At 65.7% G+C, this 25,894-nt stretch carries 27 protein-coding genes; 6 read left to right on the forward strand and 21 right to left on the reverse strand.

Annotated features, from left to right (window positions below; translation table 11 throughout):
* Nucleotides 1–13: 13 nt before the first annotated feature.
* The gene (ilvD, locus tag ACFY5D_RS09500; protein ID WP_387528344.1) at nucleotides 14–1,882 is read right to left on the reverse strand and encodes a dihydroxy-acid dehydratase; all 1,869 of its coding nucleotides are present in this window, start codon (nucleotides 1,880–1,882) and stop codon (nucleotides 14–16) included.
* A 77-nt stretch (nucleotides 1,883–1,959) separates the two neighbouring features.
* Here ilvD and ACFY5D_RS09505 point away from each other — a divergent pair, with 77 nt between their 5' ends.
* The gene (locus ACFY5D_RS09505; protein ID WP_387528347.1) at nucleotides 1,960–2,820 is read left to right on the forward strand and encodes a helix-turn-helix transcriptional regulator; all 861 of its coding nucleotides are present in this window, start codon (nucleotides 1,960–1,962) and stop codon (nucleotides 2,818–2,820) included.
* A gap of 74 nt (nucleotides 2,821–2,894) precedes the next feature.
* On the opposite strand, the gene ACFY5D_RS09510 is transcribed toward ACFY5D_RS09505, so the two are convergent.
* From ACFY5D_RS09510 to ACFY5D_RS09525, 4 genes are all read right to left on the reverse strand, one after another.
* Nucleotides 2,895–3,392, reverse strand: coding sequence for an SRPBCC domain-containing protein (locus ACFY5D_RS09510; protein ID WP_387528350.1), 498 nt, complete (start codon nucleotides 3,390–3,392; stop codon nucleotides 2,895–2,897).
* Nucleotides 3,389–3,739 carry an ArsR/SmtB family transcription factor gene (locus ACFY5D_RS09515; RefSeq protein WP_387528353.1) on the reverse strand — a complete coding sequence of 117 codons (351 nt, stop codon included), beginning with the start codon at nucleotides 3,737–3,739 and terminating at the stop codon, nucleotides 3,389–3,391. The genes ACFY5D_RS09510 and ACFY5D_RS09515 overlap by 4 nt, the downstream gene beginning before the upstream one ends.
* A 142-nt stretch (nucleotides 3,740–3,881) precedes the next feature.
* Nucleotides 3,882–5,132, reverse strand: coding sequence for an acyl-CoA dehydrogenase family protein (locus ACFY5D_RS09520; RefSeq protein ID WP_387528355.1), 1,251 nt, complete (start codon nucleotides 5,130–5,132; stop codon nucleotides 3,882–3,884).
* A gap of 48 nt (nucleotides 5,133–5,180) precedes the next feature.
* Nucleotides 5,181–6,629 carry an APC family permease gene (locus ACFY5D_RS09525; protein WP_387528358.1) on the reverse strand — a complete coding sequence of 483 codons (1,449 nt, stop codon included), beginning with the start codon at nucleotides 6,627–6,629 and terminating at the stop codon, nucleotides 5,181–5,183.
* Between the two features lie 506 nt (nucleotides 6,630–7,135).
* On the opposite strand from ACFY5D_RS09525, the gene ACFY5D_RS09530 reads away from it, so the two are divergent.
* Nucleotides 7,136–7,705, forward strand: a complete 570-nt coding sequence (locus tag ACFY5D_RS09530; protein WP_387528361.1) for a nucleotidyltransferase domain-containing protein — start codon at nucleotides 7,136–7,138, stop codon at nucleotides 7,703–7,705.
* Between the two features lie 132 nt (nucleotides 7,706–7,837).
* Here the strand turns inward: ACFY5D_RS09530 and ACFY5D_RS09535 are convergent, their stop codons facing one another.
* From ACFY5D_RS09535 to ACFY5D_RS09550, 4 genes are all read right to left on the reverse strand, one after another.
* Nucleotides 7,838–8,935 carry a pyridoxal-phosphate-dependent aminotransferase family protein gene (locus tag ACFY5D_RS09535; protein ID WP_387528364.1) on the reverse strand — a complete coding sequence of 366 codons (1,098 nt, stop codon included), beginning with the start codon at nucleotides 8,933–8,935 and terminating at the stop codon, nucleotides 7,838–7,840.
* Nucleotides 8,936–9,059: 124 nt separating this feature from the next.
* Complete coding sequence (locus ACFY5D_RS09540) at nucleotides 9,060–9,671, reverse strand: dihydrofolate reductase family protein (protein ID WP_387528367.1); 612 nt, start codon at nucleotides 9,669–9,671, stop codon at nucleotides 9,060–9,062.
* Nucleotides 9,672–9,741: 70 nt separating this feature from the next.
* Nucleotides 9,742–9,927, reverse strand: coding sequence for a hypothetical protein (locus tag ACFY5D_RS09545; protein ID WP_387528369.1), 186 nt, complete (start codon nucleotides 9,925–9,927; stop codon nucleotides 9,742–9,744).
* A 323-nt stretch (nucleotides 9,928–10,250) separates the two neighbouring features.
* A complete protein-coding gene (locus ACFY5D_RS09550) occupies nucleotides 10,251–10,574 on the reverse strand; it encodes a putative quinol monooxygenase (protein WP_387528372.1) in 324 nt (107 codons plus the stop codon).
* 230 nt (nucleotides 10,575–10,804) lie between these two features.
* On the opposite strand from ACFY5D_RS09550, the gene ACFY5D_RS09555 reads away from it, so the two are divergent.
* A complete protein-coding gene (locus ACFY5D_RS09555) occupies nucleotides 10,805–11,605 on the forward strand; it encodes an IclR family transcriptional regulator (RefSeq protein WP_387528375.1) in 801 nt (266 codons plus the stop codon).
* A 231-nt stretch (nucleotides 11,606–11,836) separates the two neighbouring features.
* Here ACFY5D_RS09555 and ACFY5D_RS09560 read toward each other — a convergent pair whose 3' ends face one another.
* Entirely contained in the window at nucleotides 11,837–12,880 is a 1,044-nt protein-coding gene (locus ACFY5D_RS09560) for an LLM class flavin-dependent oxidoreductase (protein ID WP_387528378.1), read from the reverse strand.
* 65 nt (nucleotides 12,881–12,945) lie between these two features.
* Nucleotides 12,946–13,620 carry an NADPH-dependent F420 reductase gene (locus ACFY5D_RS09565; RefSeq protein WP_387528380.1) on the reverse strand — a complete coding sequence of 225 codons (675 nt, stop codon included), beginning with the start codon at nucleotides 13,618–13,620 and terminating at the stop codon, nucleotides 12,946–12,948.
* Between the two features lie 90 nt (nucleotides 13,621–13,710).
* On the opposite strand from ACFY5D_RS09565, the gene ACFY5D_RS09570 reads away from it, so the two are divergent.
* The 3 genes from ACFY5D_RS09570 (at nucleotide 13,711) to ACFY5D_RS09580 (ending at nucleotide 15,361) form a co-directional block, all read left to right on the forward strand.
* Nucleotides 13,711–14,226 carry a MarR family winged helix-turn-helix transcriptional regulator gene (locus tag ACFY5D_RS09570; RefSeq protein WP_387528383.1) on the forward strand — a complete coding sequence of 172 codons (516 nt, stop codon included), beginning with the start codon at nucleotides 13,711–13,713 and terminating at the stop codon, nucleotides 14,224–14,226.
* Between the two features lie 98 nt (nucleotides 14,227–14,324).
* Nucleotides 14,325–14,762, forward strand: coding sequence for an acyl-CoA thioesterase (locus tag ACFY5D_RS09575; protein WP_387528386.1), 438 nt, complete (start codon nucleotides 14,325–14,327; stop codon nucleotides 14,760–14,762).
* Between the two features lie 113 nt (nucleotides 14,763–14,875).
* The gene (locus ACFY5D_RS09580) at nucleotides 14,876–15,361 is read left to right on the forward strand and encodes a septum formation family protein (protein WP_387528389.1); all 486 of its coding nucleotides are present in this window, start codon (nucleotides 14,876–14,878) and stop codon (nucleotides 15,359–15,361) included.
* Between the two features lie 134 nt (nucleotides 15,362–15,495).
* Here ACFY5D_RS09580 and ACFY5D_RS09585 read toward each other — a convergent pair whose 3' ends face one another.
* The 10 genes from ACFY5D_RS09585 to ACFY5D_RS09630 form a co-directional block, all read right to left on the reverse strand.
* The gene (locus tag ACFY5D_RS09585) at nucleotides 15,496–16,437 is read right to left on the reverse strand and encodes a cytochrome b/b6 domain-containing protein (protein WP_387528392.1); all 942 of its coding nucleotides are present in this window, start codon (nucleotides 16,435–16,437) and stop codon (nucleotides 15,496–15,498) included.
* A gap of 21 nt (nucleotides 16,438–16,458) precedes the next feature.
* On the reverse strand, nucleotides 16,459–17,445 hold the full coding sequence (locus tag ACFY5D_RS09590) for an electron transfer flavoprotein subunit alpha/FixB family protein (RefSeq protein ID WP_387528394.1): 987 nt from the start codon (nucleotides 17,443–17,445) through the stop codon (nucleotides 16,459–16,461).
* A 14-nt stretch (nucleotides 17,446–17,459) separates the two neighbouring features.
* Nucleotides 17,460–18,230, reverse strand: a complete 771-nt coding sequence (locus ACFY5D_RS09595; protein WP_387528397.1) for an electron transfer flavoprotein subunit beta/FixA family protein — start codon at nucleotides 18,228–18,230, stop codon at nucleotides 17,460–17,462.
* A 30-nt stretch (nucleotides 18,231–18,260) separates the two neighbouring features.
* Nucleotides 18,261–19,154 (reverse strand): MaoC/PaaZ C-terminal domain-containing protein, encoded by an 894-nt coding sequence (locus ACFY5D_RS09600; protein WP_387528400.1) that lies wholly within the window; start codon nucleotides 19,152–19,154, stop codon nucleotides 18,261–18,263.
* A gap of 280 nt (nucleotides 19,155–19,434) precedes the next feature.
* Nucleotides 19,435–20,934: an MFS transporter gene (locus tag ACFY5D_RS09605; protein WP_387528403.1), complete on the reverse strand. Its 1,500-nt coding sequence runs from the start codon at nucleotides 20,932–20,934 to the stop codon at nucleotides 19,435–19,437.
* 232 nt (nucleotides 20,935–21,166) lie between these two features.
* Nucleotides 21,167–22,648: an aldehyde dehydrogenase family protein gene (locus ACFY5D_RS09610; protein ID WP_387528406.1), complete on the reverse strand. Its 1,482-nt coding sequence runs from the start codon at nucleotides 22,646–22,648 to the stop codon at nucleotides 21,167–21,169.
* Nucleotide 22,649: 1 nt separating this feature from the next.
* Nucleotides 22,650–23,081, reverse strand: coding sequence for a Zn-ribbon domain-containing OB-fold protein (locus tag ACFY5D_RS09615; protein WP_387528409.1), 432 nt, complete (start codon nucleotides 23,079–23,081; stop codon nucleotides 22,650–22,652).
* 13 nt (nucleotides 23,082–23,094) lie between these two features.
* Nucleotides 23,095–24,300, reverse strand: a complete 1,206-nt coding sequence (locus tag ACFY5D_RS09620) for a thiolase family protein (protein WP_387528412.1) — start codon at nucleotides 24,298–24,300, stop codon at nucleotides 23,095–23,097.
* A gap of 102 nt (nucleotides 24,301–24,402) precedes the next feature.
* Entirely contained in the window at nucleotides 24,403–25,218 is an 816-nt protein-coding gene (locus ACFY5D_RS09625) for a VOC family protein (RefSeq protein WP_387528415.1), read from the reverse strand.
* Between the two features lie 22 nt (nucleotides 25,219–25,240).
* Nucleotides 25,241–25,855 carry a TetR/AcrR family transcriptional regulator gene (locus ACFY5D_RS09630; RefSeq protein ID WP_387528417.1) on the reverse strand — a complete coding sequence of 205 codons (615 nt, stop codon included), beginning with the start codon at nucleotides 25,853–25,855 and terminating at the stop codon, nucleotides 25,241–25,243.
* Between the last annotated feature and the right edge of the window lie 39 nt (nucleotides 25,856–25,894).

Genomic DNA, 25,894 nt, shown 5'->3' on the forward strand with positions numbered 1-25,894 from the left:
ATGCCGGCGCCCCTTAGGCCAGGGCGACCAATGGCTGGGCGACCAATGGCACGTGCCGCACGGCGCCCTTGTCCGCCGACTGTGCGAAGGCCGCGTAGGCCCGCAGCGCGGGCGAAACCACGCGGTCGCGGTCGCGCGGCTGGTAGCCGATGGTGGATTCCAGGATTGTGCGGCGCCGGGCCAGCTCGTCCTCGGTGACCTCCAGGGTGATGGAACGTGCCGGGATGTCGATGGAGATGGTGTCCCCGTTTTCCACCAGCGCGATGGCGCCGCCTGCCGCGGCCTCGGGCGAGATGTGCCCGATCGACAGTCCCGAGGTGCCTCCGGAGAAGCGTCCGTCGGTGATCAGCGCGCACTTCGCGCCAAGTCCCAGTCCCTTGAGGAACGAGGTCGGGTAGAGCATTTCCTGCATGCCGGGGCCTCCGCGGGGGCCCTCGTAGCGGATCACGACGACGTCGCCGGCGACAATCTCCTTGCTCAGGATCGCGGTGACCGCGTCGTCCTGGGACTCGAAGACCACGGCGGGGCCGGAGAACTTGAAGATCGACTCGTCCACGCCGGCGGTCTTGACCACGGCGCCGTCGACGGAGATGTTTCCGCGCAGCACGGCCAGGCCGCCCTCGACGGAGTGGGCGTGTTCCATGGAGTGGATGCAGCCGTTCTTGGCATCCAGGTCCAGGGTGTCCCAGCGCTCGGACTGGGAGAACGCCTCGGCGGAGCGCACGCAGCCGGGGGCCGCGTGGAACAGCTCGATGGCGGTTTCGGTAGCCTTGCCGCCGCGGATGTCCCAGTCGTCGAGCCAGGAGCGCAGGTCGGGGCTGTGCACGGAGCGGACGTTGTGGTTCAGCCGCCCGCCGCGGTCCAGCTCGCCCAGGATGGCGGGGATGCCGCCGGCGCGGTGGACGTCCTCGACCAGGTAGTCGCCGTTGGGGGCGACCTTGGTCAGGCAGGGGGTGCGGCGGGAGATCTCGTCGATGTCATCCAGCGTGAAGTCCAGCTCGGCCTCCTGCGCCGCGGCCAGCAGGTGCAGGATCGTGTTGGAGGAGCCGCCCATGGCGATGTCCATGGTCATGGCGTTCTCGAAGGCGGGGCGGTCGGCGATGGCGCGCGGAAGCACGGACTCGTCGTCGTCGAAGTAGTAGGACTTCGTGATCTCCACGATGGCGCGTCCGGCGTCCTCGTACAGGTCCTTGCGTGCGGTGTGCGTGGCCAGCGTGGTGCCGTTGCCGGGCAGCGACAGGCCCAGGGCCTCGGTGAGGCAGTTCATGGAGTTGGCCGTGAACATGCCCGAGCAGGAACCGCAGGTGGGGCACGAGGTTTCCTCGATGCGCAGCAGGTCCTCGTCGGAAACCGAGTCGTTGACAGCGTCGGCGATGGCGGAGATCAGGTTCAGGCGCTTGCGCACGGTGCCGTCCACCAGGACGGCGGTGCCGCCCTCCATCGGGCCGCCGCTGACAAACACGGTGGGGATGTTCAGGCGCATGGCGGCCATCATCATGCCGGGGGTGATCTTGTCGCAGTTGGAGATGCAGATCAGCGCATCGGCGCAGTGGGCGTTGACCATGTACTCCACGGAGTCTGCGATGAGGTCGCGCGAGGGCAGCGAGTAGAGCATGCCTCCGTGGCCCATGGCGATCCCGTCGTCGACGGCAATCGTGTTGAATTCGCGCGGGATGCCGCCGGCCTCGATGATCGCGTCGGACACGATGCGGCCCACCGGCTGGAGGTGGGTGTGTCCGGGAACGAATTCGGTGAAGCTGTTCGCGACGGCAATGATCGGCTTTCCGAAGTCGGAGCCCTTGACTCCGGCGGCGCGGAGCAGGGCGCGGGCGCCGACCATGTTGCGGCCGTGGGTGACTGTTCGTGAACGTAATTCAGGCATGAAACCATCTAATCAGCAACGCGTTTGCGCCGGAAGACGGTGCTAATACTAGTAGTGGCAGTGATAGATTTAGACCAATGAGCGATGAACGCAGGCGGGAACTGGGACAGTTTCTGCGCGACAGGCGCGGCAATCTTGTCCGTGCGGAACTGGGACTTCCCCCGATCGGACGAAACCGCACGCTGGGCCTGCGCCGGGAGGAGATCGCATCCTTCGCCGCGGTCAGCGTCACCTGGTACACCTGGCTTGAACAGGGCCGGGACATCAACGCCTCCCGCCAGGTGTTTGAATCCATCGCGCGAGTGCTCAGCCTGACCCCCGCGGAAACGTCGTACCTGCTGGCCATGGGCGGATACACGCCCGTTCCGGCAACCGAGGCCGCCACGATCGAGCAGGCGCCCGACCACCTGCAGCGATTGCTCGACACCTTCGACTTCCCGGCCTTCGCCGTCGCCCCCGACTGGGGCATCGCCGGCTGGAACCGCGCCTACGCGGGCCTCTACGCGCGCATTGCCACCGTGGACCCCGCGGAACGAAACCTGCTCTGGCTGATTTTCACCGACCCCCACCTGCGCGAGATGCTGCCCGACTGGGAAGAAACCTCGCGGCATTTTGTGGCGGAGTTTCGCGCCGAGGCCGGCGCCCGACTTGGATCGGTTGCCCACAAGGCACTGATCAAGCGACTGGGCGAAGCCAACCCGCAGTTCGCCAAGCTGTGGGCAGACCGCGGCGTGGAACGTTTTGCCTCCCGGCAACGGATCTTCCTGCATCCGGTCGCCGGCGAGCTGGTCTTTGAACAGCACCGATTGGTGCCGTCCGACGCGCCGGATCTGCACCTGGTCATGTATGCGCCGGTGGCGGGCACACCGACCAGGTACCGGCTCCGCATGCTCATCGCAGACACCGTCCCGCCGGACACAACGACGCCTGCGGGCTAGCGACCGCGGACGCACCGTGGGCGGGAGCCGCATTCCCGGCTCCCGCCCACGGTGGTTGGCTTGCTTGGCCTTCGCTATGCCTTGGCCTCCACCGCCAGCAATGCGTCGATCTGGCCCATGGCCTCGCGCATGCCTTCCTCCATGCCCATCTTGAGCATTTCCTCGAGCTGCTCCAGGCTCTCGAACGAGCTCTTGGTGGTCATCCGGGTGGTAGCTCCGGTTCCCTCGAGCGTCACCGTGCAGTGAGTGGTGCCGAGGAATCCGCTGGGCTCCCCGTCGTCGCCGGCAAAGCCGTCGTCGAACTCAAGGGTGTTGGGCGCCTGCACCGCGGTGGTTTTCCACCACCCGCGGGCCTTTTCGCCGTCCGGGCCGGTCATGTAGTAGCGGGATTCGCCGCCCTCCACGAAGTCGTGGCGGACAAAGGTAGCCGGCCAGGTCGGCGGGCCCCACCAACGCTCGAGCTGGCGCGGGTCCTCCCAGACCTGCCAGACGCGTTCGACGTCGGCCGCGAATTCTGCGACGAAGGTGAGCGTGAGGTTTTCGGTGTCCTTCTGTGTGCTGATGACAGTCATGATTCCGTTCCTTTGCGGGGTTCGAAGAGGATTTCTCCGATGCGGTTCGCGCGTTGCCGCCAGATGTCCTCGTAGGCATCGAGCAGCTGCGCCGCGCGGTGCAGCATTTCCGGGTTTCCGTGCACGATCTGCTCCCTTCCGCGCTTTTCCTTGGTGATCAGCGAGGCCTTTTCCAGAACCGCGACGTGCTTTTGCACGGCCGCGAAACTCATCCGGTAGTGCTTCGCCAGTTCGGAGACCGATTGTTCCCGCCGCATCGCCTGCTTGATGATGTCGCGCCGGGTCGCATCCGCCATGGCCTGGAAGATGCGGTCGATCTCGGGTTCGCTCAGTTCATGTACAACCATTTGGTTGTAGATTACTCCGTGGAAAATTGATGCGCAAGGGTTTTTCCGACCCATTTCCGCGGGCATGAACGCCGCCGGTGCCGCGCAGCACAACGGCCCGCCCCCCCGATGACGGGGGCGGGCCGAATCGACAATGCAGGGCCTAGGTGTAGAGCGAAATCGGCTGCACCGTTCCGTTGAGGAAGTACGCGCCGACCTCGGTCTTCTTGTAGTCGACGGGGTCGTGCAGCGAGTGGGTCCGGATGTTGCGCCAGTACAGGTCCAGCCCCACCGAGCGCTTCGTCGAACTGGCGCCCGTCACCTCGAACACGCGGCTGGTGACGTCGAGCGCCACCTCCGTGGAGACGACCTTGAGCCCTGCGACCTCGACCTCGAGCCGCGCCCGGTCCGCCTCGGTCACCGCGCCGCCCAGGCCGATGACCTCGTCATAGCGGCGGTTCAACTTGTCGGCGAGCGCCTCGACGGCCTGGGTCCTGGCCACGAGTTCGCCGTAGGTGCGGTGCACCAGCGGGTCCTCGGCGTAGGTCTGCACCCCGGAGAGGAACCAGGAGTTGCGCCGGGCCAGCGTCAATTCCCTGGCTTGTTCCAGCGCGCCCTCGGCGGCAGCCAGGTAGATGTTGCCGAAGAGCAGCTGGACTCCCGGGGTGACGACCGTGGAGAAAGCGGTGCCGTCATCGAAGCCGACGACGTCCGCTTCCTCCACGCGGACCGCCTCGAAGCGCACCGAGCCGCTGGCCGAGGCACGCTGGCCCAGGTGGTCCCAGTCACCCGGGAACCCGACGCCTTCGCGTCCGCGCTCCACGGCGAAGATCACGACGCGGCCGTCGTACCGGCCCCCGCTGGCCAGGGCCGCGGAGATGATGACGTCAGTGGCGGAGGCTCCCGTGGCAAAGCGCTTGAGCCCGGTCAGCCGGTAGCCGGTTCCGTCGGCGAGCAGCTCCAGGTCCGGGTCGACGGGGTTCAGCGCGTCGCTCCAGAGCTGGTTCTGCTCGGCGATCCTCCGGAACCACGAAGATTGGTCGCGGCCCGCGCCGTAGAACGCGAGGCAGGATGAATTCAGGTAGTGGTAGCCGAGGATCTGCGCCACCGAGGCATCGGCCCGCGCCAGGATCCGGATGACCCGAAAGGCGGTTTCCCAGTGCGCCCCGGCGCCGCCGTATACGGCGGGGACCACGAGCCCGGCCAAGCCGTGGGCGCGCAGCAGCTCCAGCGCCTGCAGCGGATCCGCACCGCTCTGGTCGCGTTCCAGCGCACCCTTGGCCAGCTCATCGGCGACGGTTTGCGCCACCGCGCTCCATTGCCCCAGTTCCCGGCTGTCGGCGTGGCCGGACCAAAGGTTCTCGGATGTCAGGGGCTCCGCGGATAGGGTCTCGGCAGACAGAACGTTGCTCATGGATTCTCCTAAAACGACTTGTGGTTGAAAAGTGGACGAAGTGGACTGCTAGTCAAGGACGACGGTGCGCTTGCGTGCGGCGACAATGGGGCCTGCAAGCAGCGCGGCTGCCAGCAGGACCAGCACTCCCGCGGAGAACGGTCCGTAACCGGTCTCCCCCACCAGCGCCGGCAGGTTCACCAGGATGATGGCAAGGAAGGCCAAGAGCCCGACCAGCCCGAGCCCCGGGGCAACCAGCCGCGGCCACGGGGCACCGCCGCGTTCCTTGCTCCCGAAGAACACGAGCACGGCGACGGAGGTCAACGCCAGCAGCAGGACAACGCCGACTGAGGAAATTCCGCCGAGCCACGTGTAGAACTGGGCGATCGGGTCGAGTCCCAGCACCGCGGCGGCAATGACCAGCACGGCGACCGTACCGGAGGCAACCAACGAGGCAACCGAGGGTGCGCCGTGGACCCGGTGCGCGCTGCCCAGGGGCGCCGGCAGCACACCGCGGGCACCCATCTGGAACAGGTAGCGGGAGGCGATGTTGTGGAAGGAGAGGATGCAGGCGAACAGGCTGGTGACGAACAGCAGCTGGACGATGTGCCCCCCGGCGGCACCCAGGTAGGCCTGGGTGGTGGTCTGCAGGATGGTGCCCGGGTTTTCGGTGGCGTTGGCGACGATGCCGCTCTCGCCGTTGGCGCTGATCAGCACCCAGCTGGAGACCGTGTAGAAGACGCCGATGGAGATCAGCGAGATGTAGGTGGCCCGCGGAATCGTGCGGTCCGGGTCCCTGGCCTCATCGCGGAACACCGCGGTGGCCTCGAAACCCACGAAGCTCAGGATGGCAAAGAGGATGCCCATGCCCGGAGCGCCGGAGACGATCTCGGAAGGCGTCACGATTCCGGTGGCAAAGCCCTCCGGACCGCCGCCGGAGAAGACGACCACGGCGTCGAGCACCAGCACGATCGCCACCTCGGCAATGAGCAGCACGGCCAGCAACTTCCCGGAGAGCGCGATGTTCCTGTAGCCCAGCGCCGTCACGGCGATGAATCCGATCGCGGCCCAGGCCCACCATGGCAGGTCGGGCCCGCCGTAGGATTTCACCAGTTCGGCCAGCCCGGGGCCGAAGAGCCCGAAGACGCCCGCCTCGAGCGCCAGGTAGGCCAGCAGCGCGACGAAGGCCGCACCCAGGCCGAACCCGCGGCCCAGCCCCTTGCTGACGTAGGAGTAGAACGCCCCGGCGGTCGGGACAAACCGGGTCATCTGGGTGAAGCCCACGGAAAAGAGCAACAGCACCACCGTGGCGATGACGAAGGAGAACGGGAAGCCCGCGCCGTTGCCGAACGCGATGCCCAGCGGGACGGGGCCGCCGATGACGCCCAGGGGCGAGGCCGCGGCCACAACGATGAAGACGATGGAGGCGACGCCGAGGTTGCCGCGCAAGCGGGGACGGGCCGTTGCCGTATCCGGTTGCGCGCTGGGCACTGGTGCAAGGGTCTGTTGCTGGGACATGTGGGTTGCTCCGAACGGAAGTTCACTTAATGGGAATTGGATCCACATTAAGTTCGCGCCGCGGAGGCCGCCGAGCGCATGTCAGGGCGTTGCCCACCGCGTCGTTCCATGACGCGGGTTGCCCGCCCGCGGGGTCCCCCTGCATCCCCGGGCGCAACATTACGTCATCCCGGACGCCACCGCGGAAACACTGCGACACAAAGTTGCCCTCGGCGGCGTACCCACCGGTCGGACCAGGATCCGGGCAACAAGTCGGATGGTTCCGGGACGCACCGGACTCTTTGAGCGGCATCCGCGGAGCCTCCAATTGGAAGCCAATTCACGCACTAAAGTCTCGACGTGGAGACTATAGTGTTCATAGGGAGACTTAAGTTCTCGATTGAGCACTACAGTCTCCACGCTCATGGCAGCACCCCAGAGGCAATCCCCGGACCTACCCCCGAAGGAGGACGGCCTTGTTACTGCAACATCCACTGGCCGCGGTAGCCCCCACCCTCGGCACGGCAGTGCTCTCCGTTTTGGCAGGCGCCGACACCAGCTTCACTGTCACACGGATCCATAACGTTCTTGAGCAGAAAGTATCGCCAACGGGTATCCGCAAGGCGTTGGCACCATTGGTCGCCCAAGGGCTGGTTGCCGAAGTTGTGTTGGGCAAGACCCATGCGTATTCGCTGAATCGCCGGCACCTTCTGGCCGAGCCCCTGCTCGCCATGACAAACGCCAAGGAACGACTGCTGGCTAAGATCCAAACCGTGGTCGAATCATGGCCAATCCAACCAGTCGCAGTCACCCTCTTCGGCTCTGCCGCGCGGGGGGACATGCACTTTGACAGCGACATCGATATCCTCGTAGTATTCCCCGACGAGGCAAGCCAAGACGTCGTCGATGAAGTGGTTTACAGCCTGGCGGAGCAGGTAACCGGCTGGACGGGAAACGATGTCCGCCCGCTTGTCTACCGCACCGCCGAAGTCACGCCGGCCCCCATTTTCGATTCCATCGTTTCGGAGGGAATCACCGTCGCCGGTGATTCCAACTGGCTGCGCCGGACCCTCCGCCGGCAAAGTGCCGCATCATGAAGACACGAGCAGGGTACGGGCACGACCCGGTGACCAACACCCAGCTGCAGCAGGCTGAACGATCCGCAGCTGCCCTCATAAATCTTGCGTTGAACCAGCGCTAGCTTGGCCCGCACCGATTGTTCCCGGGGATCAGGCCTTGGCGATCGCTTCCTTCAGGGCCGTGAGCAGCAGCGCAACGGAGGCCGGATTGGCGTTCGGGCCCATCATTCCGATCCGCCACACCGTGCCGGCGTACTTGCCCACACCGCCGCCGATCTCGATGTTGAACCGCTCCAAGAGGTAGTTGCGGACCTTCGACGAGTCCACGCCCTCCGGAACGTACACGGTGGTCAGCTGGGGCAGTCGGTGCCCCTCCGCGGCGAAGAGCGTCAGGCCCATCTCCTCGAGCCCGTCCTGCAACGCCTTGCCGGCGGCCTGGTGGCGGGTCGTGACGTTGTCCAGCCCTTCCGCGAGGATCCTGTCGATGCCGGCTTCGAGGGAGGCAACCATCGCGACGGGCGCGGTGTGGTGGTAGGTGCGGCCGCCGCCCTGCGCGCCCGTGGCGTAGCCTCCGAGCAGGCCGAGGTCCAGGTACCAGGACTGCGGCTTCTGCACGCGCCGCTCGAACGCCCGGTCCGAAATGGTGAAGGGCGACAGCCCCGGGGCCACGCCGATGCACTTCTGCGTTCCGGCGTAGGCCACGTCGACACCCCATTCGTCGGCGAGCACCGGCATGCCGCCGATGGAGGTCACCGCGTCCATGATCAGCAGCGCGTCGCCCTTGATGGCGCCGAGCGCGGCGATGTCGGAGATGACTCCGGTGCTGGTCTCGGCGTGCACCGCGGCGATCACCGTCGGGTTCGGGTGTGCCTCGGCAACGCGCTGGGCATCCACCGGGGTGCCGTATTCGTGGTCCACGCGGACCACCTCGGCACCGGCGCGCGAGGCAACCTCGCACATGCGCTCGCCAAAGAGTCCGTTGACGGCGATGACCGCGACGTCGCCCGCCTTCACCGTGTTCACGAACGAGGCCTCCATGCCGGCCGAGCCGGTGCCGCTCAGCGGCAGGGTGCGCGCGTTGGCGGTTCCCCACAGGGTGCGCAGGCCCGCGCAGGTGTGGTCCATGCGGGCGATGAAGGCGGGGTCCAGGTGTCCGAGCAACGGCAGCCCGAGCGCGGCGGTGGCCTCGGGGTAGGGGTTGCAGGGGCCGGGGCCGAAGAGGTGGCGGACGGGAACAATCTGGGTCATCGCAAAACCCTTTCTGTCTGTTCTGACTGGATCTCGGAACTCGTCATCACCCACACTACGCCGGGGCGGGTCGGCACCGAGAGATATCTTTTTTATCCCCGCGAGGCCAATCCGAAGCCGGCCGTCAGCCGGCGCGATCCCGCGGCCTGTACACCGCGATGATCACTCCCGTGGTGGTGGTGATCGCTTCGACGAGCTCCAGCTCGGCGCGCGGCAGCCCGTCGGTGAAGAACCTGCGGCCCGTTCCGAGCACCAGCGGGTGGATCAGCAGTGTGTACTCGTCCACCAGCCCCGCGGCCATGAGAGAGCGCAGCAGGTTGCCGCTGCCCATGCACAGCAAGTCCGGCCCCGGTTGACCGCGCAGCGCGGCGACGGCCTCGACCGCGTCCCCGGGCAACAGCTTGGAGTTGGCCCATGCCAGCGGCTCGTGGAGCGTGCGCGATGCCACGTGCTTGGTGAGGGTGTTCAGCAGGTCGGTGAACGGATTGTTCTCCTGCGTCGGCCAGAAGGAAGCAAAGTCCTCCCAGGTGCGGCGGCCCAGCACGAGCTCGTGGGCCGTTCCCATGCCGCGGCCCAGGTACTCCCCCAGCACCGAGTCCGTGTAGGCCTGCGCCCAGCCACCGTGGTCGAACCTGTTGCGGGTGTCCTCGTCCGGGCGCCCGGGACCCTGCATGACCCCGTCAAGGGTCAGGTTGTTCAGCACCGTCAGTTTCCGCAAGACCGGCAGTTTCCGCATGGCCAACAGCCTTTCAACGAGGTGGCGCGCTGGCCCGTCGCGGCCGCGCAGGATCGGGTGTGTCCGGGGATTACCGGTTCCCGGGTTCGCCACCTGCCGGCTCCGGGACCGGTTCCGGATTCCCCGTGCCGTCCTGGACGGGTTCGGTTCCGCCGTCCTTGGCCTGGCGCACCCGATCATCGGACGGAACTTCTCCGTGCGGCGGCCGGTCGTAGTACTTCTTGTAGCGTTCGTCTTCATGGTGGTGGTTGCCCATGACGCCCTCCAAAGTCGATCCCGGGCAAGCTGCTCCCCGGATATCTCAACCGTTGCACCGGACGGGTTGTTTGGCAACAGGTTGGCCGGCCTCTCCGCACGACAGATTCTCCCAAGGGAATCCATGGGTTTTTCGCCGGAATTATCGCGCCTCGATGAGGCAACGTATCCCCCGTCTGCCCACACGATACGGCCCAAATAGCACGGTAGTCCGGCTCGGAACAACCGAGCCGGACTACCGCGATACGCCCCTCCGGACGCCAAGAAATCACCCGCTGATCCAAACACCCGTGGGGAACCGGATCAACGGCATTCCCTGAGGAATCAGCCGATCTGCAGCTCGCCCATTTCGCCCCAGGCATCGCCATCCACCTTGCGGGAAACGATTTTCGGGGTGGCAAGCAGGGCCGGACGCATGGCGTCCAATCCGGCCTTGAAGTGGTCGCTGTTGACGTGGGTTCCGGCAGCTTCGTCATCGAGGAACGCCTCGACAAGGATGAACTCGGCAGGGTCCTCCACGCTGCGGGACCAGTCAAACCACAGGTTTCCCGGTTCCTGGCGGGTGCCGGCTGTGAATGGACCCACGAGGTCCATGAACTGTTCGGTGTATTCGGGCTTGGTCTGGAATCTTACGACGATGAAGTACATGCTTCAATGCTAGGCAACCGGCGGTGCCGGCAAAAAGGTCTTCTATCGGATAATGAGAATCGGCATGGGAAGCGTGGTTCGTGGCCGTCGATCTTGGGCTGCTACAGTCCTGCCAAGCGGCATCCATGATATCGGCGGCAGCCGTGACGGACCCAGCCAAACTTGCAGGGCACAAGATGTCTCCCGCATGCATAATCTAGATTGGCGGAACTATTTGAGAGTGGTGCATCGTGACGCTGCAATTGGCAAGCAATCTTTCGGAAGACCCTGGTGAGAAGTCATCGCCCTTGGAAAAAACCTTTGCCGTGCTCGAGTTCGTTGCAGAACGCGGCGGAGCCACGGCAAAGGAGATATCCGATGCCCTGGGTTACCCCATGCCCAGCGTCTACCGTCTCGCAAAGGCCCTCGTCCAGACGGGCTACTTGGTTCATCTCAAAGACCAGAGACGCTTTGAATTGGGTTACAAACCGCATCAGCTCGCAGTGTCTCTTCACCGCCAGATCGGCATCCCCACACAGGTCAAGTCCGTCATCGCGGACCTTCACCAGAGGCTATCCATGGCAGCCTATTTCGCCGTGTACCGGGGAGCGGACGTCGTGGTCGCCTATGTTGTGGATTCGCCGAAACATCCTCGTTTGACCCCTCTTAACTTTGGATTCCACGAGGCGGCCCACGCCACGGCCTTCGGCAAGATCATGCTCGCGGGGATGAACGAACCCCAACGCAACCAGTATCTTGCTGTTCACAAGCCCAAGTCATTGCTGGAAAACACGATCACAGACCAAGCGGAACTATCCACACACTTGGAATCGGTCATGATCGACGGCATCGCCTGGGAACACGAAGAGTTCGTGGCGGGAAAGACCTGCGCAGCCGTTGGTGTGCACAACGGGGCGGGCATGGTCGTCGGGGCCGTCGCCGTCAGCGCCGACACCGCATTCATGGTCGGGCGCGAGCGTGAGGTCGAGGTTGCGCTTCGCGATTCGGCCAACAAGGTCAGTAAGTATTTCCGCACCGGGTTGGCCCGCTGACCGTTCGAACCCTGGACGCAAGAGGGCACACAATGCATTCTCCGGTGCTTTCTGCTCGACGCCGCCTTGATATGCGCCCCTCGGTGGCGAGCGGTCATTGGGCAAACAGCGCGGCATCACTGCATGACCCGCTTGGACGGCGGGCGGCGACGGAGATGGCACGGAGCGGGGCCGGAACAATTGGTTCCGGCCCCGCTCCGTGGGATATCGCGTGGTAAAGGTCCGTGAAGGCTATTTCTGCGCCAGCAGGCGCTCCACGCGCGGCTTGACCTCGGTAGCCAGCAGCGTGATGGACTCGAGCAGGTGTTCCTGCGGCAGGCCGCCGATGTCCATCTGCAGGAAGTGGCGCATGTGCCCCAGGTAGCCGTGCAGGTGGACGATGCGTTCGGCGACCTCGTCCGGCGATCCGACGTAGTAGGCCCCCGGCGCCTCGGCCTGCGCGTCGTAGGCACGCTTGTCCGGCGCTGGCCAGCCGCGCAAACGGCCCATCTCGACGTTCAGGTTGTGCCAGCCCGGGTAGAAGCGCTCAAGCGCTTCCTTCTTGGTCGGCGCGATGAGTCCCAGCGCGGCAACCGAGACTTTCAGCGCTTCGGGAGCGTGGCCTGCCGCGGCACCGGCGCGGCGGTACAGGTCGGCCAGCGGGGCAAAGCGGTGCGGTGCCCCGCCGATGACTGCATAGGAAACCGGCATGGCCAGCTGTCCGGCGCGGGCCGAGGATGCGGCGTTGCCGCCGGTGGCCAGCCAGATCGGCAGCTTGCCGGAGACCGGGCGCGGGACCACTGCCAGGTCCTGGATGCTCGGTCGCTTCGTGCCGGACCAGGTCACCTCCTCGGCCTGCGCATCGTTGATGGTCATCAGCAAATCGAGCTTTTCCGCGTAGAGCTCGTCGTATTCGGCCAGGTCGTAGCCGAAGAGCGGGAAGGTCTCCACGGAGGAACCGCGGCCCGCGGTGATTTCCACGCGCCCGCCGCCGGAGATGGCGTCGGCCGTGGCGAACTGCTGGTAGATGCGCACCGGGTCGTCGGTGCTGATGATGCTTGCCGCGCTGCCCAGCTTGATCTGCGTGGTTGCAGCCGCCGCGGCGGCGATCATGGCGCCGGGCGAGGACGCGGGCATGGTGGTGGTGTGGTGTTCACCGATGCCGAAGTAGTCGAGCCCGGCCTTGTCGGCATGGACAATCGCCGCGAAGAGGTTCTGGATGGCCTCGGTGGTGGATCGCAGGGACCCGTCCGCGTTGCGCTGGGTGTCGCCGAAGCTGTAGGCGCCGATTTCCATGGTGTGGTTCTCTTCCGATCCGGGGTTTGGGGTGAGTGCTGGTGGTGAAGTAGGTAAGTGGTTTTTTAGATACCCGCGAGGCTGCGCTGCAGCAGGCCGGCCAGTTCGGCCGCGTTGAAGCGGCCATTGAAGATCTCGGTGCCGGGTTCAAAGCGCGCACCGGCAGCAAGCCCGCCGGCATCGACGGCATCAAAGCCGAGCGCGTCGATGAACTCGGCGACCCGGTCCTTGGCGGCACCGTCATCGCCGGCGACGGCCAGCGCACGGCGGTCAGCGGCGCCGGGCGCAGCCGCATCGGGCTCCATCTCGTGGTAGCCGATGTGGTTGAAGGACTTCACGACGCGGGAGGCGGACAGGTGGGCCGCGACGACCTCGGACGAGGTACGGTCGTCGGCCTCGAAGTCGGCGATGTCGCCGTCGGTGACGGACCAGTAGTTCATCGCGTCGATGACGACCCTGCCGGCCAGCGCATCGGCGCTCACGCCCTTGTACTTGTGCAGCGGGACCGCGACGACCACCAGGTCGGATTCGGCGGCCTCCGCGGCGTCCACCGCTTCGGCGCCCGGGGTCACGATCTCGATGATCAGCGCGTTGTCGGCGGCGGGCTTGGAGGTGGCGATCTTCACCCGGTAGCCGGCGGCAACCGCCAGCCGGGCGATGGCCGTACCCACGCGGCCGGCACCCAGAATGCCGATTGTCCCGCGAGTTGCCACATGCTCTTGTGCACCGATGTCCATCATTCCTTCTCTCCAGAAATATATGCTGTACTGCAGACTATATTCCAAACAGAACATCTGCGCAACACCATGCTTTCGGCTATGATGGATGTCATGGCAACCTCATCGCGCACACCGCTTTCCCTGGACAAGCCGCTTCCCGGGTTCATCCCCGGCGACCTCGCATGGCACTTGGGCATGATCCTGCGCGGCCACCAGACACTCTTTGCGCAGGCGGTCGAGGAGATGCCCTGCTCGGTGCGCGGCTACCAGATGCTTTCGACGGTGGTCCACCACGACCCCGCAAACCAGCAGGCCCTCGGCGCCCACCTGGGCATCGACCGCACGGTGCTCACCTACCTGATCGACGACCTCGTCACCGCTGAGCTCGTCGAGCGCGTCCCGGCGCCCACCGACCGCCGCGCACGCAAGATCGTCGCCACCGACAAGGGACTGGCGCTGCTGGAAAAGCTGGAAAAACGCGTGGCCGATGCCGAACAGACGCTGCTCACCGGCCTTGACGCCGGCGAGACCGCACAGCTGGCCAGCCTCCTTGGCAAGCTCTCGATGTCGGTGCACCGCGCCCAGCCGGGCGCCAACCCGTGCGAGGCCATGGACCACCTGGGCTAGAGGAAGTTCCGCGCCGCCACACGCGGGCGCCGAAGCATGGCGACGACGCATGCCCGCCCACATCGTCGCCGGGCATGCGCGACCCATACAATCGACGCATGACTGATGGTGATATTACTTTCCACACCCGCAAATGGGTCCGCCCCGAAGACCTCAACGCCAACGGCACGCTCTTCGGCGGAAACCTGTTGCGCTGGATCGATGAGGAAGCGGCGATCTACGCGATCGTCCAGCTGGGCAACGGCTTTGCCGTCACCAAGTACATGTCGGAAATCAATTTCGTCTCCTCCGCGCAACAGGGCGACCTGATCGAGATGGGGCTGACGGCAACGGCCTTCGGCCGCACCTCGCTGACCATGCGCGCCGAGGTGCGCAACATGATCACCCGCCAGTCCATCCTGACGATCGAAAAGATCGTCTTCGTGAACATGGGCGAGGACGGCAAGCCCGCCCCGCACGGGTACACGGAAATCACCTACGACCGCGACCGCATCCCCGGCGAACACCTGAAGATCAAGCACCCCGAGGAGCTCTAGGCGCCCGTGGCGCCGGCCGACACCTTACCCGACGCTGCATGGTTTTTGTCCCCGTTTTCCCGGCGTGCGGCTACGATGATTCCAACATTCACTCATCCGCGGGGGACGCAACCATGATTCGATCCATAAAGACCATTTTCGCCGTCATTGCAGGCACCACCATGCTGGCGGGCTGCTCTCTGCTTCCGGCACCGGAGGCGCCGCGCAATGAAGCGGGCGCCATCGAAAAGGAAGCCAGGGCGGATGTGTTTTCGCTCAAGCTCGGCGACTGCATCAACGAACCGGGCAAAGAGGAAATCAGCGATGTCAAGGTGGTGCCCTGCTCAGAACCGCACCAGCTTGAGGTGTTCCACGAGTTCACGCTCGTCGAAGACAAGTTCCCCGAATCCGACGAGGCCATGGAAAAACTGATCCTGTCCACGTGCGATCCGGTCTACGAGTCATTTGTGGGGCGCTCCTACGAAGACTCCAAACTCGAGTACACCTCAATGCAGCCCACCAAGCTCAGCTGGGATGAAGGCGACAGGACCGTGCACTGCCTGATCGGCAAGGGCGACCTGTCCAAGGTCACCGGTTCGCTCAAGGGCAGCAACGTTTAGCGGTCTTCCTTCGCAAGCAATGCGGACTCCCACAGCCGGGAGTCCGCCACGAACACAACAAGCGGGGCCGGGCTTCTTGCAGGTGCACACGTAGTAGCACCCACAAGAAGCCCGGCCCCGCTGTCGGTTACCGCCTACTTCGAGACCTTGCCCATCAGCCCGGCAACGGGCCGCAGGAACACCGGGCGAGCCAGGAACCACGCGGCAACCATGACCGCGACCGAGAGCGCAAAGATGCCGAAGCCCAGCCAACCCGCGTCGTCGCGCGCCGCGAACATGTGGTTCAGGTTCCGCAACACCCCGGTGCACAGCACCAGCGCCACGTGCATGATGACAAACGCGGTGAAGAAGAGCATGACCGGGAAGTGGATCTTTCTGGCCGCCTCCATGGGGTAGATCCTGTCCAGGGCCGCGTTGCCTTTGGGCCAGGCCGGGCTCATCCTTACGCCGGTGATGGCCGCCAGCGGAGCCGCGATGAAGACGATGGTGAAGTAGGCAAGCACCTGCAGCGCGTTGTAGTTGACCCAGCCGTTCTCGATCGGCCAGTCCAGCGAGGCGTACTGCAGCGCGGTGCCCAGGGCGTTGGGGATGATGTCCCAGCTGGTGGGCACAATGCGCATCCAACCGCCGGTGGCGAAGAGCAGCACGATGAACACCAGCCCGTTGAGCAGCCACAGGACATCCAGGCTCAGATGGAACCAGAGTTCCAGGCTGATCTTGGAGGGCTTGTTCTTGGTCTTAAACAGGCCGGTGTTCTTCCGGGTCCAGTAGGCCTTGGGCCGGGCCGTGGTCCGGACCTGCCAACCGGAGCGGATGATCAGCACAATGAAGAAGGCGTTCAGGAAGTGCTGCCAACCCAGCCAGGCAGGCAACCCCACGGGAGCCCCGGCCGGAAGCTCACTGTGGCCGGGGTAGGCCACCATGAACTCCTGCACCGGCTCCAGTCCCCGCGCCCACCTGGCCAGGAGCACCACCACGGCCAGCGAGACCACGGCAAGAACCGCCCGCTTGGCCAACCCCGCCCACTTGGCCGGACCTTCCTTGGAATCGGACCTTGGTTTGGTCAGCAACGACATATCCGGTTCCTCCCTTTTCGCCTAGAGCCCGGCGCCGACGCCGCTGCGTTCGGCGATGGCGACCTTGAGCTGCGGCAGGATCGTGAACAGGTCCCCCACGATGCCGAAGTCGGCAACATCGAAGATCGGGGCGTCCGCATCCTGGTTGATGGCGACAATGCGCTTTGCCGTCTGCATGCCCGCACGGTGCTGGATGGCGCCGGAAATGCCCACGGCAATGTAGAGGTCCGGCGAGACGCTGACCCCGGTCTGGCCCACCTGGTGGCTCTGCGGCACGTAGCCGGCATCGACGGCCGCGCGGGAAGCGCCGAGACCCGCACCGAGCGAGTCCGCGAGTTCCTCCACGAGCGCGAAGTTCTCCCTGGATCCGAGCCCGCGGCCACCGGAAACGACGATGCGTGCCGCACGCAGTTCCGGGCGGTCCGAGTTCGAAGGGGCCGCGTGGGTCGCCTCGATGACTGCCTCGCCGGTGGTGGCCACCTGGAGCTGGACGACTTTTGCCTCGGGCGCCGCAACCGGGGCGGGTGCCTCGGCACCGCTTGAGGCAACGGTGATCAGCGCGATGCCGGCACCGACGCTGGATTCGGTGTTGTAGTTCCCTCCGAACACCGAGTGCGTGGCGACGATCCTGCCGCCGTCGAGCTTCAGCTCGTGCGCCTCGAGGATCACGGGGTTTGAAGTGCGCACGGCAAGCCGGCCCAGGGTTTCGCGTGCATCGGCACCGTTGGAGGCCAGCACGGCGACGGGGGTGTAGACGCGGATGGCCTCTGCAAGGGCCGAAATCGAACCCGCCGCAACGTGGCTGGCGGCCGTCGCGGTTTCGCCGATGAAGATCCGGCTCGCACCCAGTGCGCCGAGTTCGGCAACGAGGTCGGCGCTGTTGCCCGGGGCCGCTGCAACCACCGCCACGGGTTCACCCAGCGTGGAGGCCAACCGCAGCAGGTGTGCGGCGTTGGAACGCAGTTTTCCCCTGGCTGCCAGTTCAATGTTGACAAGAATATTGCTCATGACGTGCATTCCCTTCAGATCAGGTTTTCGGTGCTGAGGTAGTCGGCGAGTTGCGCCGCGGCATTTCCGTCGTCCACGATCTTGGTGCCGGCACCGCGCGCCTGCCGCTTGCTGGCACCGAGCACCAGGTTGCCTTCCGCGTGGTTGATGCCGTCCAGGCCGAGATCGGTCGCCTTGTAGAGGGCCACCGGCTTGCGCTTGGCGGTCATGATGCCCTTGAACTTGGGGAAGCGGGCCTCGCCGGTGCGTTCGGTGATGGACAGCACCGCGGGCAGGGACGCGGCCAGTTCCTGGGTGCACTCCGCGCTCTGGCGTTCGCCGCGCACCGATGAACCGGTGAATTCAACGGTGTTCAGCGGGCCCAGGAACGGCAGGCCCAGCAGCTCGGCGAGCATCGCCGGCACCACGCCGCCGCGGCCGTCGGTGGATTCGTTGCCGGCGATGATGACGTCGACGTTGGCGTCCCGCAGCCCGGCGCCCAGCGCCTTGGCCGTTGTCAGTGCGTCGGAGCCGGCCAGAGCATCGTCGACGATGTGGATTGCCGAGTCCGCGCCCATGGACAGCGCCTTGCGCAGGGCCTCGGTGGCTGTGGCCGGACCCATGGTGACGGCCACGATTTCGATGCTCTTGTCGGAGTCCTTTTCCTTCAACGCGACCTCGAGCGCACGTTCGGTGATTTCGTCGGCGACTCGTTCGCTTGCGGAACGGTCCACGGATCCGCTCGGTGCAAGGTGGCGGTCTTCCTCCGTGTCAGGCACCTGTTTGATGAGCACTGCAATCTTCATTGGTTCTTCCTTCCTTGGTCGGGGCGGCCGTTAGGCCGTTGCTGCTGCAAAATCTTGGGCGGCGTCTTGCCGAGGTGTCTGGCGGAGGGTGAAGGTTCCGCGATCGAGGACGACCGTCTCCCCCACGCGCACCTGGAAGATCGCGCCGTTCTCGGTTCTCCAGATGCTGGTTTCCAGTTCGTCTCCCGGGAGCACCGGCGCCGCGAAACGGACGCTGAGGGATCCGAAGGCCTCGGGGTCGGCGTTGGCCACGTTTTCCAGCACTGCGCGTGCGGCGAATCCCATGGTGCACAGCCCGTGCAGGATCGGCTGCTCGAAACCGACCATCTTCGCCAGCGACGGATCCGAATGCAGGGGGTTCCGGTCACCGTTGAGCCGGTAGAGCAATGCCTGGTCGCGCATCGTGCGCTGGGTAATGACCAGATCCGGAGCGGTGTCCGGGGCGGCCCAGGTTTCGCCGGGGCCCGTGTCGCCACCGAAACCGCCTTCGCCGCGGATGACCATCGAGGTCACGCTGCTGACCACCGGTTCGCGGGTGTCGACGTCCAGCAGGTCGGTGGTCAGGTCGATGATGGCGTTGCGTCCCTTGTCATGCACGGCGCTCATGTAGCTGACGGGAATGACGGTGCCGGCGGCCGGCAGCGACCGGTGCAGCGTGATGGCCTGCCCGCCGTGGAGGATCTGTGAAAGCTTGAAATCCCCAAGCTCCTCCATCGACCCGCCGGCCCCACCCAGGGTGACGGCGAAGGTCGGCAGCACCTGCTGCACAATGCCACGGGAATTTTCAGTGGTGAAGGAGAGATTCTCGGCCGGGTCGGAGGCTCCAGCCCCGACACTGAGCGCATAGAGCAGGGCGTCCTTGGACTCCCAGGAATACGGGCTTCCCTCGCTCTTTTTTCCGATGTTGTGTACGTGAATTGCCATTCCAGGCCCCCTTCGTGCGGGCTGCGCCCTTGCGTTCCGACAGCAAGCCGACCTAGTGGCGCGGCTCACTTGTTTCATGAAGACTATAACGAGATTCTAGTTTCTGTCCATGGGTTTTGTGCGAACTCCCAAAACCCGCGCTGACTCCCCGAACGCACTCCACCGGTGAGCCCGTAAAACGACGAGAGGCTTCCCGGGCGGCCAGGGACATGCCCCGGCTTTCCTGGAAGCCTCTGGTGCGATGGTCGGGACCCGGCACGGGTCCCGCACGACCAACTTGTCAGTCGGCGACCGCAGCCGACACCTTGGCCGGACGCGCTCGACGCGCGGTGCGTTCTTCCACTGTCTCGGGAACCCACGGCACGGGATTGCGCTTGAGCATCAACGCCACCGCCACCGCCAGCACTCCAAAGACAAGGATGAAGACAAAGGCGGCCGCCACACCGGACTGGGCCACCATGGTGGTGGCGGGATCCTGGTGGCTGGCCAGGATGTAGGCGCCGATGGCGGTTGCCGTTGACTGACCCACGTTGCGGACCATGGTGTTGGTACCGGCGGTTTCGGAGGTGTGGGTCTGCGGCACGGCCTCGATCAGAACGTTGGGCAGCGCGCCGTAGGTCAGCGAGATGCCGATGCCGTTCAGGCTCATGGCGACGACGAACATGACAACGTTGCCGAAGGTCAGCAGCATGATCGGGATGACCAGGGTCATCAGCACCAGGCCGGCAATGAACACCGACCGTGCACCGTAGCGGTGGGCCAGCCGCCCGCCAAACGGCGAGAAGAAGTAGCCGAGCAGCGCCGTCACGCAGCTGAAAACACCGGCCGCGGTGGCGGTAAAACCAAGGCCGAAGCCTGCGCTGGCGGGATACTGCAGCACCATCTGCGAGGGCACCGCCATGCCGCCGATCGGGCCGATCGCGGCAAGCATCGTCGCCGTCATGACCAGGGCGATCTGCCTGTTCTTGAACATCCTCAGGTTCACGATCGGGGATTCGACGCGCAATTCCCACCACACCCACACCAGGGCGACAAGGATGCCGAGGCCCATCAACCCGATGAACTGGATCGAGTCGAAGCCGACCTTGGAGCTGCGGGAGAGACCCAGCAGGATGGCGCTTACCGCGATCGGCAGCAACAGCGATCCCAAGTAGTCCGGCTTCTCGTTCGTCGCGACGACGTTGTCACGCGGAATGAAGAGGAAGACGGCGAGGGCGGCGAGGCCCGCAAGCACCGCGGCAAAGGCGAAGATTCCGTGCCAGGAGTAGACGTCGATCATGAAGCCCGCGATGAAGGCGCCACCGGCTCCGGCGATCAGCGCGGAGGCCCCGATCATCGAAACGCCCACCGGAACGCGTTCCTCGTCAAGGTGTTCTCGTGCCAGGCCGAAGGCCAGGCCCATGACGGCTCCGGCGACCCCCTGGATGGCGCGGCCCAGGATGATCATGCCCAGCGTGCCGCCAAGCAGCGACACCAGCGAACCGACCCCGGCGATGATCAGGACAACGACCATGACCTTGCGCCGGCCGTACATGTCACCGAAGCGCCCGCCCATGACCCCGGCGGAAGCCGAGACCAGCAGGTAGGCGGTGACCACCCAGGCGACGGTGTTCGCGTCGACTTGGAAGTCCTTGATCAGGGTCGGCAGTGTCACATACATCATGGAAAGCTCAAACGCCGAGACGATTTCGGCCAGGATCAGGACCGAAACAATGACGCCGAATCCGGGGCGCTTGAGCAGCCCGGTCGTTGAGGCCTTGCGGCCGGCTGGTGCGGACATCGAAGTCCCGCCTTTCGTGGGTGCTGTGAAAAGAATGCAATGACGCCGTGGGGCGGGAGTGCCTGCCGGCGGTGGGACTGACAATCTTTGTGGCGGGGCCGCCCCCAACCTGCTGCGCGGCCCCGCCCGCCCCGTGGAGGCGGCGCCGACGGGGCGCCCCCATCCACGGGGTTTGACACATCCCCTCGGTCCGAGGGGTCAAGCAACCGCCAATGACTCGGCGGGAAAGGCCCTAGCCGTTTCCGTAGGCGACGGACTTGATCCAGAAGAATTCCTCCAGTCCCTCCAAGCCGCCCTCGTTTCCGTTTCCGGAATGCCCGATGCCGCCGAAGGGCCGTTCGGCGACCGCATTGGGGGCGCCGTTGACGACGACCTCGCCGGTCTCCAGGGCCTCGACGAGCCTGATCGAGCGCCGCGAATCGGAGGTCCAGATGTAGCCGGAAAGTCCGTATTCGGTGCCGTTGGCCAGGGCGAGTGCCTCGTCCTCGTCGGAGAAACGCGTCACCGCCAGCACCGGCCCGAAGACTTCCTTCTGCGCGAGCTCGCTGGCCGGGTCCACGTCCGCGAGCACTGTGGGCGGGTAGTAGAAACCATCCGCCAGGTCCCCGTCGAGCCGGGCCCCGCCCGTGACAAGCCGAGCCCCCTGTTCCTGGGCCCGGGCCACCATGGCCTCGATCCTGTCGATGGCGCCCTGGTTGATGACGGGTCCGCAGATCGTGTCCGCCTCCAACGGATTGCCCGTCTTGAAGGACGCGGCGATGGCGCCGACCTTCGCGACGAACTCGTCGTAGACCGAGTCCTGCACCAGCAGCCTGGTGGGCAGCGCGCAAGCCTGTCCGCTCATGATCCCGAACGCCATGAATGTCGAGTGCATGGCCGCGGCCTCGAGGTCCGCGTCGGCAAAGACCAGGTTCGCCGACTTGCCGCCCAGTTCCAGCAACACCGGCTTGAAGCTTTGGGCGCAGGCGGCGGTGATCTTCCGCGCCGTGTCCGGTCCCCCGGTGAAGGAAACCTTCTTCACCAACGGATGCTCGACCAGCGCTGCGCCGGCCGCGGCCCCGCCGGTGACCACGTTGAAGACTCCGTCGGGGATGCCGGCCTCGCGGACCAGGTCCGCAAAGAGCATCGCGGTGAACGGGGTCAGCTCGCTGGGCTTGACCACCACGGTGTTCCCGGCCGCCAACGCCGCCGGCACCTTCATGGCCAGCGACATCAGCGGGGCGTTCCAGGTGATGATCGCGCCGATCACGCCGTAGGGCTGGCGCAGGGTGTGCCCGAAGGAACCGCCCGCGCCCACCGCCGAGGTGATGCGTCCCAGCGGGAGCTTGTCCGCCCAGCCTCCGTAGTAGCGGATCCATTCCACCGCCGCCGCCACGGTGGCGTGCGCCGTGGTCTGGGCGATGCCGTTGTCGGCGGTGGCGAGGGCCGCGAACCCGGCGGTGTTGTCCTCGACCAGCTGCGCCAGCTTCAGCAGGGCCTTGGCGCGGGTTCCGGCGGGGGCTGCCCGCCACACGGCGAATGCCGCGTGCGCCGCCCGCACCGCCTCGTCGATTTCCGCCGGCCCGCCAAGCGGGACCAGCGCATCGACGCGGCCGGTGGCTGGGTTCACGTGTTCGTGGGTGGCGGTTCCCGTAGCACGGGATTCGGCGCCGATGCGCAGGGTCACTTGCGGCAGTCCCGGTGCGGGACGCAGGGTTTCGGCGGTGGTGGACATCCTAGTTCTCCGGTTCGTAGCGCAGCATGGTGATCTCTGCCTCGGGGTAGTCGCAGAAGACCGGTGTGACCCGCATGCCCACGCGGATGTCCGCGGGGTCGACATTGACGAGTTCGGTGGAGAACTTCGGGCCCTCGTCCCACTGCACGACCGCGAGCACCAGGGTGCCCTCGTTGGCGAAGTGCGGGGACGGCGGGCGCGTGGCCACCGTGTAGGTGTAGAGCGTTCCGGCGCCGGAGATCTCGCGCCATTCCAGGTCGTCGGCCAGGGTGCGCGGGGCCAGCGGGCGCGGGTAGAAGATGTACTCGCCCAAGGAGGGCGAGTACTGGATGCGGACCTTGTGTTCGGCAAGGGCATCCCAGAAGGGCCTGGTCAGCGGGGTGGGGACCGGCAGCGGACGGGTCAGGACCGGTGGGGTGTATGCGGTGCTCATGGCGGGGTTTCTCCTATTCGCCTTCGAAGATCAATGCTGTTTGTTCGCTCATGATGCCGCCGTTGCCGGTCACGAAGGCCCGGTTGCAGTCGGCGACCTGTGCCGCTCCGGCGCGGCCCATGATCTGCCGGGCGCCGTCGATGACATGGTGCATGCCACCGGCGATGCCGGCCTGGCCGAAGGACAGCTGGCCGCCGGCGGTGTTCATCGGGAAGTCCCCGCGGTAGGTCAGGTCGTGTTCGTTGACGAACTGCATGCCCTTGCCCTTTTCGGCGAAGCCGGCGTCCTCGAGGCTCATCAGCACCGTGATCGAGTAGCAGTCGTAGATCGAGACCATGTCGACGTCGTCGCGGCCGATCCCCGCCATGCTGAACGCCTGGTCCGCCGCGTGGACCATCGGCGAGGACATCAGGTCCTTCGCGTAGGTGGGGGTCTTGTAGGGAACGCGTTCGCCGAACCCCTTGATCCACACCGGGCGGTTCTTGGATTTGGCGGCCATTTCCTTGTTGCCGATGACGACCGCTGCGCCGCCCTGGCAGGGCATGACGATCTCCAGCTTGTGCAAGGGATCGGCGATCATGGGAGAAGCGAGCACGTCCTCGATGCTGATCGGCTGGCCGTGGAATACCGCGTCGGGGGTGGCGCAGGCGTTGGTGCGCTGGTCCACGGCGATCTTGGCCATGGCGCGTTCGTCGTAGCCGAACTCGTGGCCGTAGCGCTTGGCGATCTGCCCGTAGGGGCCGTTCTGCCCGAGGTTCCCGTAGGGGATCTCGAACTCGGCCTGCGGGGAGCCGTACGCGTTCGAGGAGGCGCCGAAGTACATCTTGTCGCTCATCTCGAACGGGCGGCGTTCGTGGACGGGAAGGTCGTGGGTGCCGGGGAACGTCACCAGGACCGCGTCGCACAGGCCGAGTTCCACGGCCGCTGCGGCACGCCAGACCGCCGCTGCGGACCCGGCACCGCCCAGGTCGACGATTTCGGCGAAGTTCGCGTCGATGCCCAGGTACTCGGTGACCGTGGAGGGGACGAACATGTCCGCCTCGCCGATCAGCGGGGTGACGATGCCGTTCACGTCGGTGGCGTCGAGGCCCGCGTCGTCGAGCGCCGCCTTGGACAGGCGCGCCCACTGCTCAAGGTTGAACGTCTTCTCGCGGGCGAGCTTGCGCTGCGGCGGCAGTTCGAAATAGCCAAGGATTGCGGCTTCTCCTCGAAGTCCCATGGGGGTGTTCTCCTCATTCGTTGGTCGTGTTTCCGGTCCCGGCACCCGTTTTTGGGTGCACGAAACCAGGGCAATGTGGTTATTGCTGTTTTTCTTGCGGTTTTATGCGTCGGCGGCCAGGGCGTTGGCCTTCAGCGGCGAGATCCGCAGCCCCAGCTCGGGATGCAGGACCCCGGACTCGAGCACCTCGCGGATGTCGGGCGGGTAGGCGCCCGGTTCACGGATGCCTCTCGGCTCCGCAACACCGATGGCGCGGAGCCCGGTGCCCTTGGTGCCGGCGGGAACCTCGTGCAGGACCAGGTCGGCGCCCTCGTTCCAGGTGAACCCCGCGCCGTTGCCGGCCACGGGGAATTCCTCGGCACCCAGCACCTGCACCAGCACCGTGCGTGCCCGTTCGAGGTTTTCGACGTGCCCGTGGATCACCCGCAGCTGCACCGGTTCGCCGGCGAGCTGCTCCCAGGGGCACGGCGTGCTCCATTGGTCGTCCTGGCTGGTGAGCTCCTCGATGCTTCGCGGGGCACGAACCATTTGGGCCAGGAAGCCCAGACCGGTGTCCCGCGGGTGCAGGAATGCTTCCTGCCACTCGGGGTGTTCGAGGTTCACCAGGATCGGCTCGATCCCCGCCTGTTGCGCACCCGCAATGGCCGCGTGAATGTCCTCGACCTTGAAGGTGATGTGGTGGGGTGCCGCGTTGCCGTCGTTCTCGTCGAGGAAGCGCCCGATGAAGGAATCCGCCGCGGTGCCCGGTTCCAGCAGCTCGATGCGCATGTCGTCCGCAAGTGCCAGCTGGCAGGGGCTGAAGACGGGCATCGCGAATCCGCTGGCCCAGCGGGCCCCGAGTTCACGGTTCAACAGTTCCCCGGCGGGAGCCCAGGAACGAACGGCAATGGCCAGGTGGTCAAGCTCGTGGGCGCTCACGAAGCCGCCCCCGCGATGGGTGCTAGGAGTTGCCCAATTCGGCCTCTTGCAGCCGCAACCCGACCATGCGGACGAACCTGTCCGCGATGCGATGGGCCTCGTCCATGGTCTTGTCCCCGGCCGCCAAACGCGCAACCAGGTCCATCAACACGCACCACACCATGGCGGTGATGTCCCCGGCTTCCTCCGGCTCCAGCATCGAGAATTCCTCGCGCAGCGGGGCCTCCAGGACCTCGCCGAGTTGATGCATCAGTAGCGAGACCTCCGGATCCGAGGTTGAACGAAGCACCAGGATCGCCTTGTAGAAGTTCGGCCGCCGCTCGAACGCCGCCAACGCCATGCGCAGTAGCTGCCTGACCCGATCGGTTGCGCTCAGTCCCTCGGCCCAGGATTGGTTCGAGTCCCCGAGAGGAACCGCCCAGTCGTACACGACGTAGGCGTAGAGGTGTTCCTTGGAGGAGAAGTAGCGGTAGAGGGTTCCCAGCGCCACGTTCGCTTCCGCCGCAACGTCGCGGATCTGGATCGATTCGTAGTCGTTGACCTTGAGGAGCGACTTGGCGGCATCCAGGATGCGCTGCCTGCGCACCAATTGATACGCGGGGAGTTCGAGCGTTTCGCCAGAGAGCTGTGCGGCCATCGTTCGCCTCCTGCTTGTTGGTCTGCTGGAGTTCCAACG

The organism is Paeniglutamicibacter sp. NPDC012692 (assembly GCF_042901625.1).
Classification (GTDB): Bacteria; Actinomycetota; Actinomycetes; order Actinomycetales; family Micrococcaceae; genus Paeniglutamicibacter.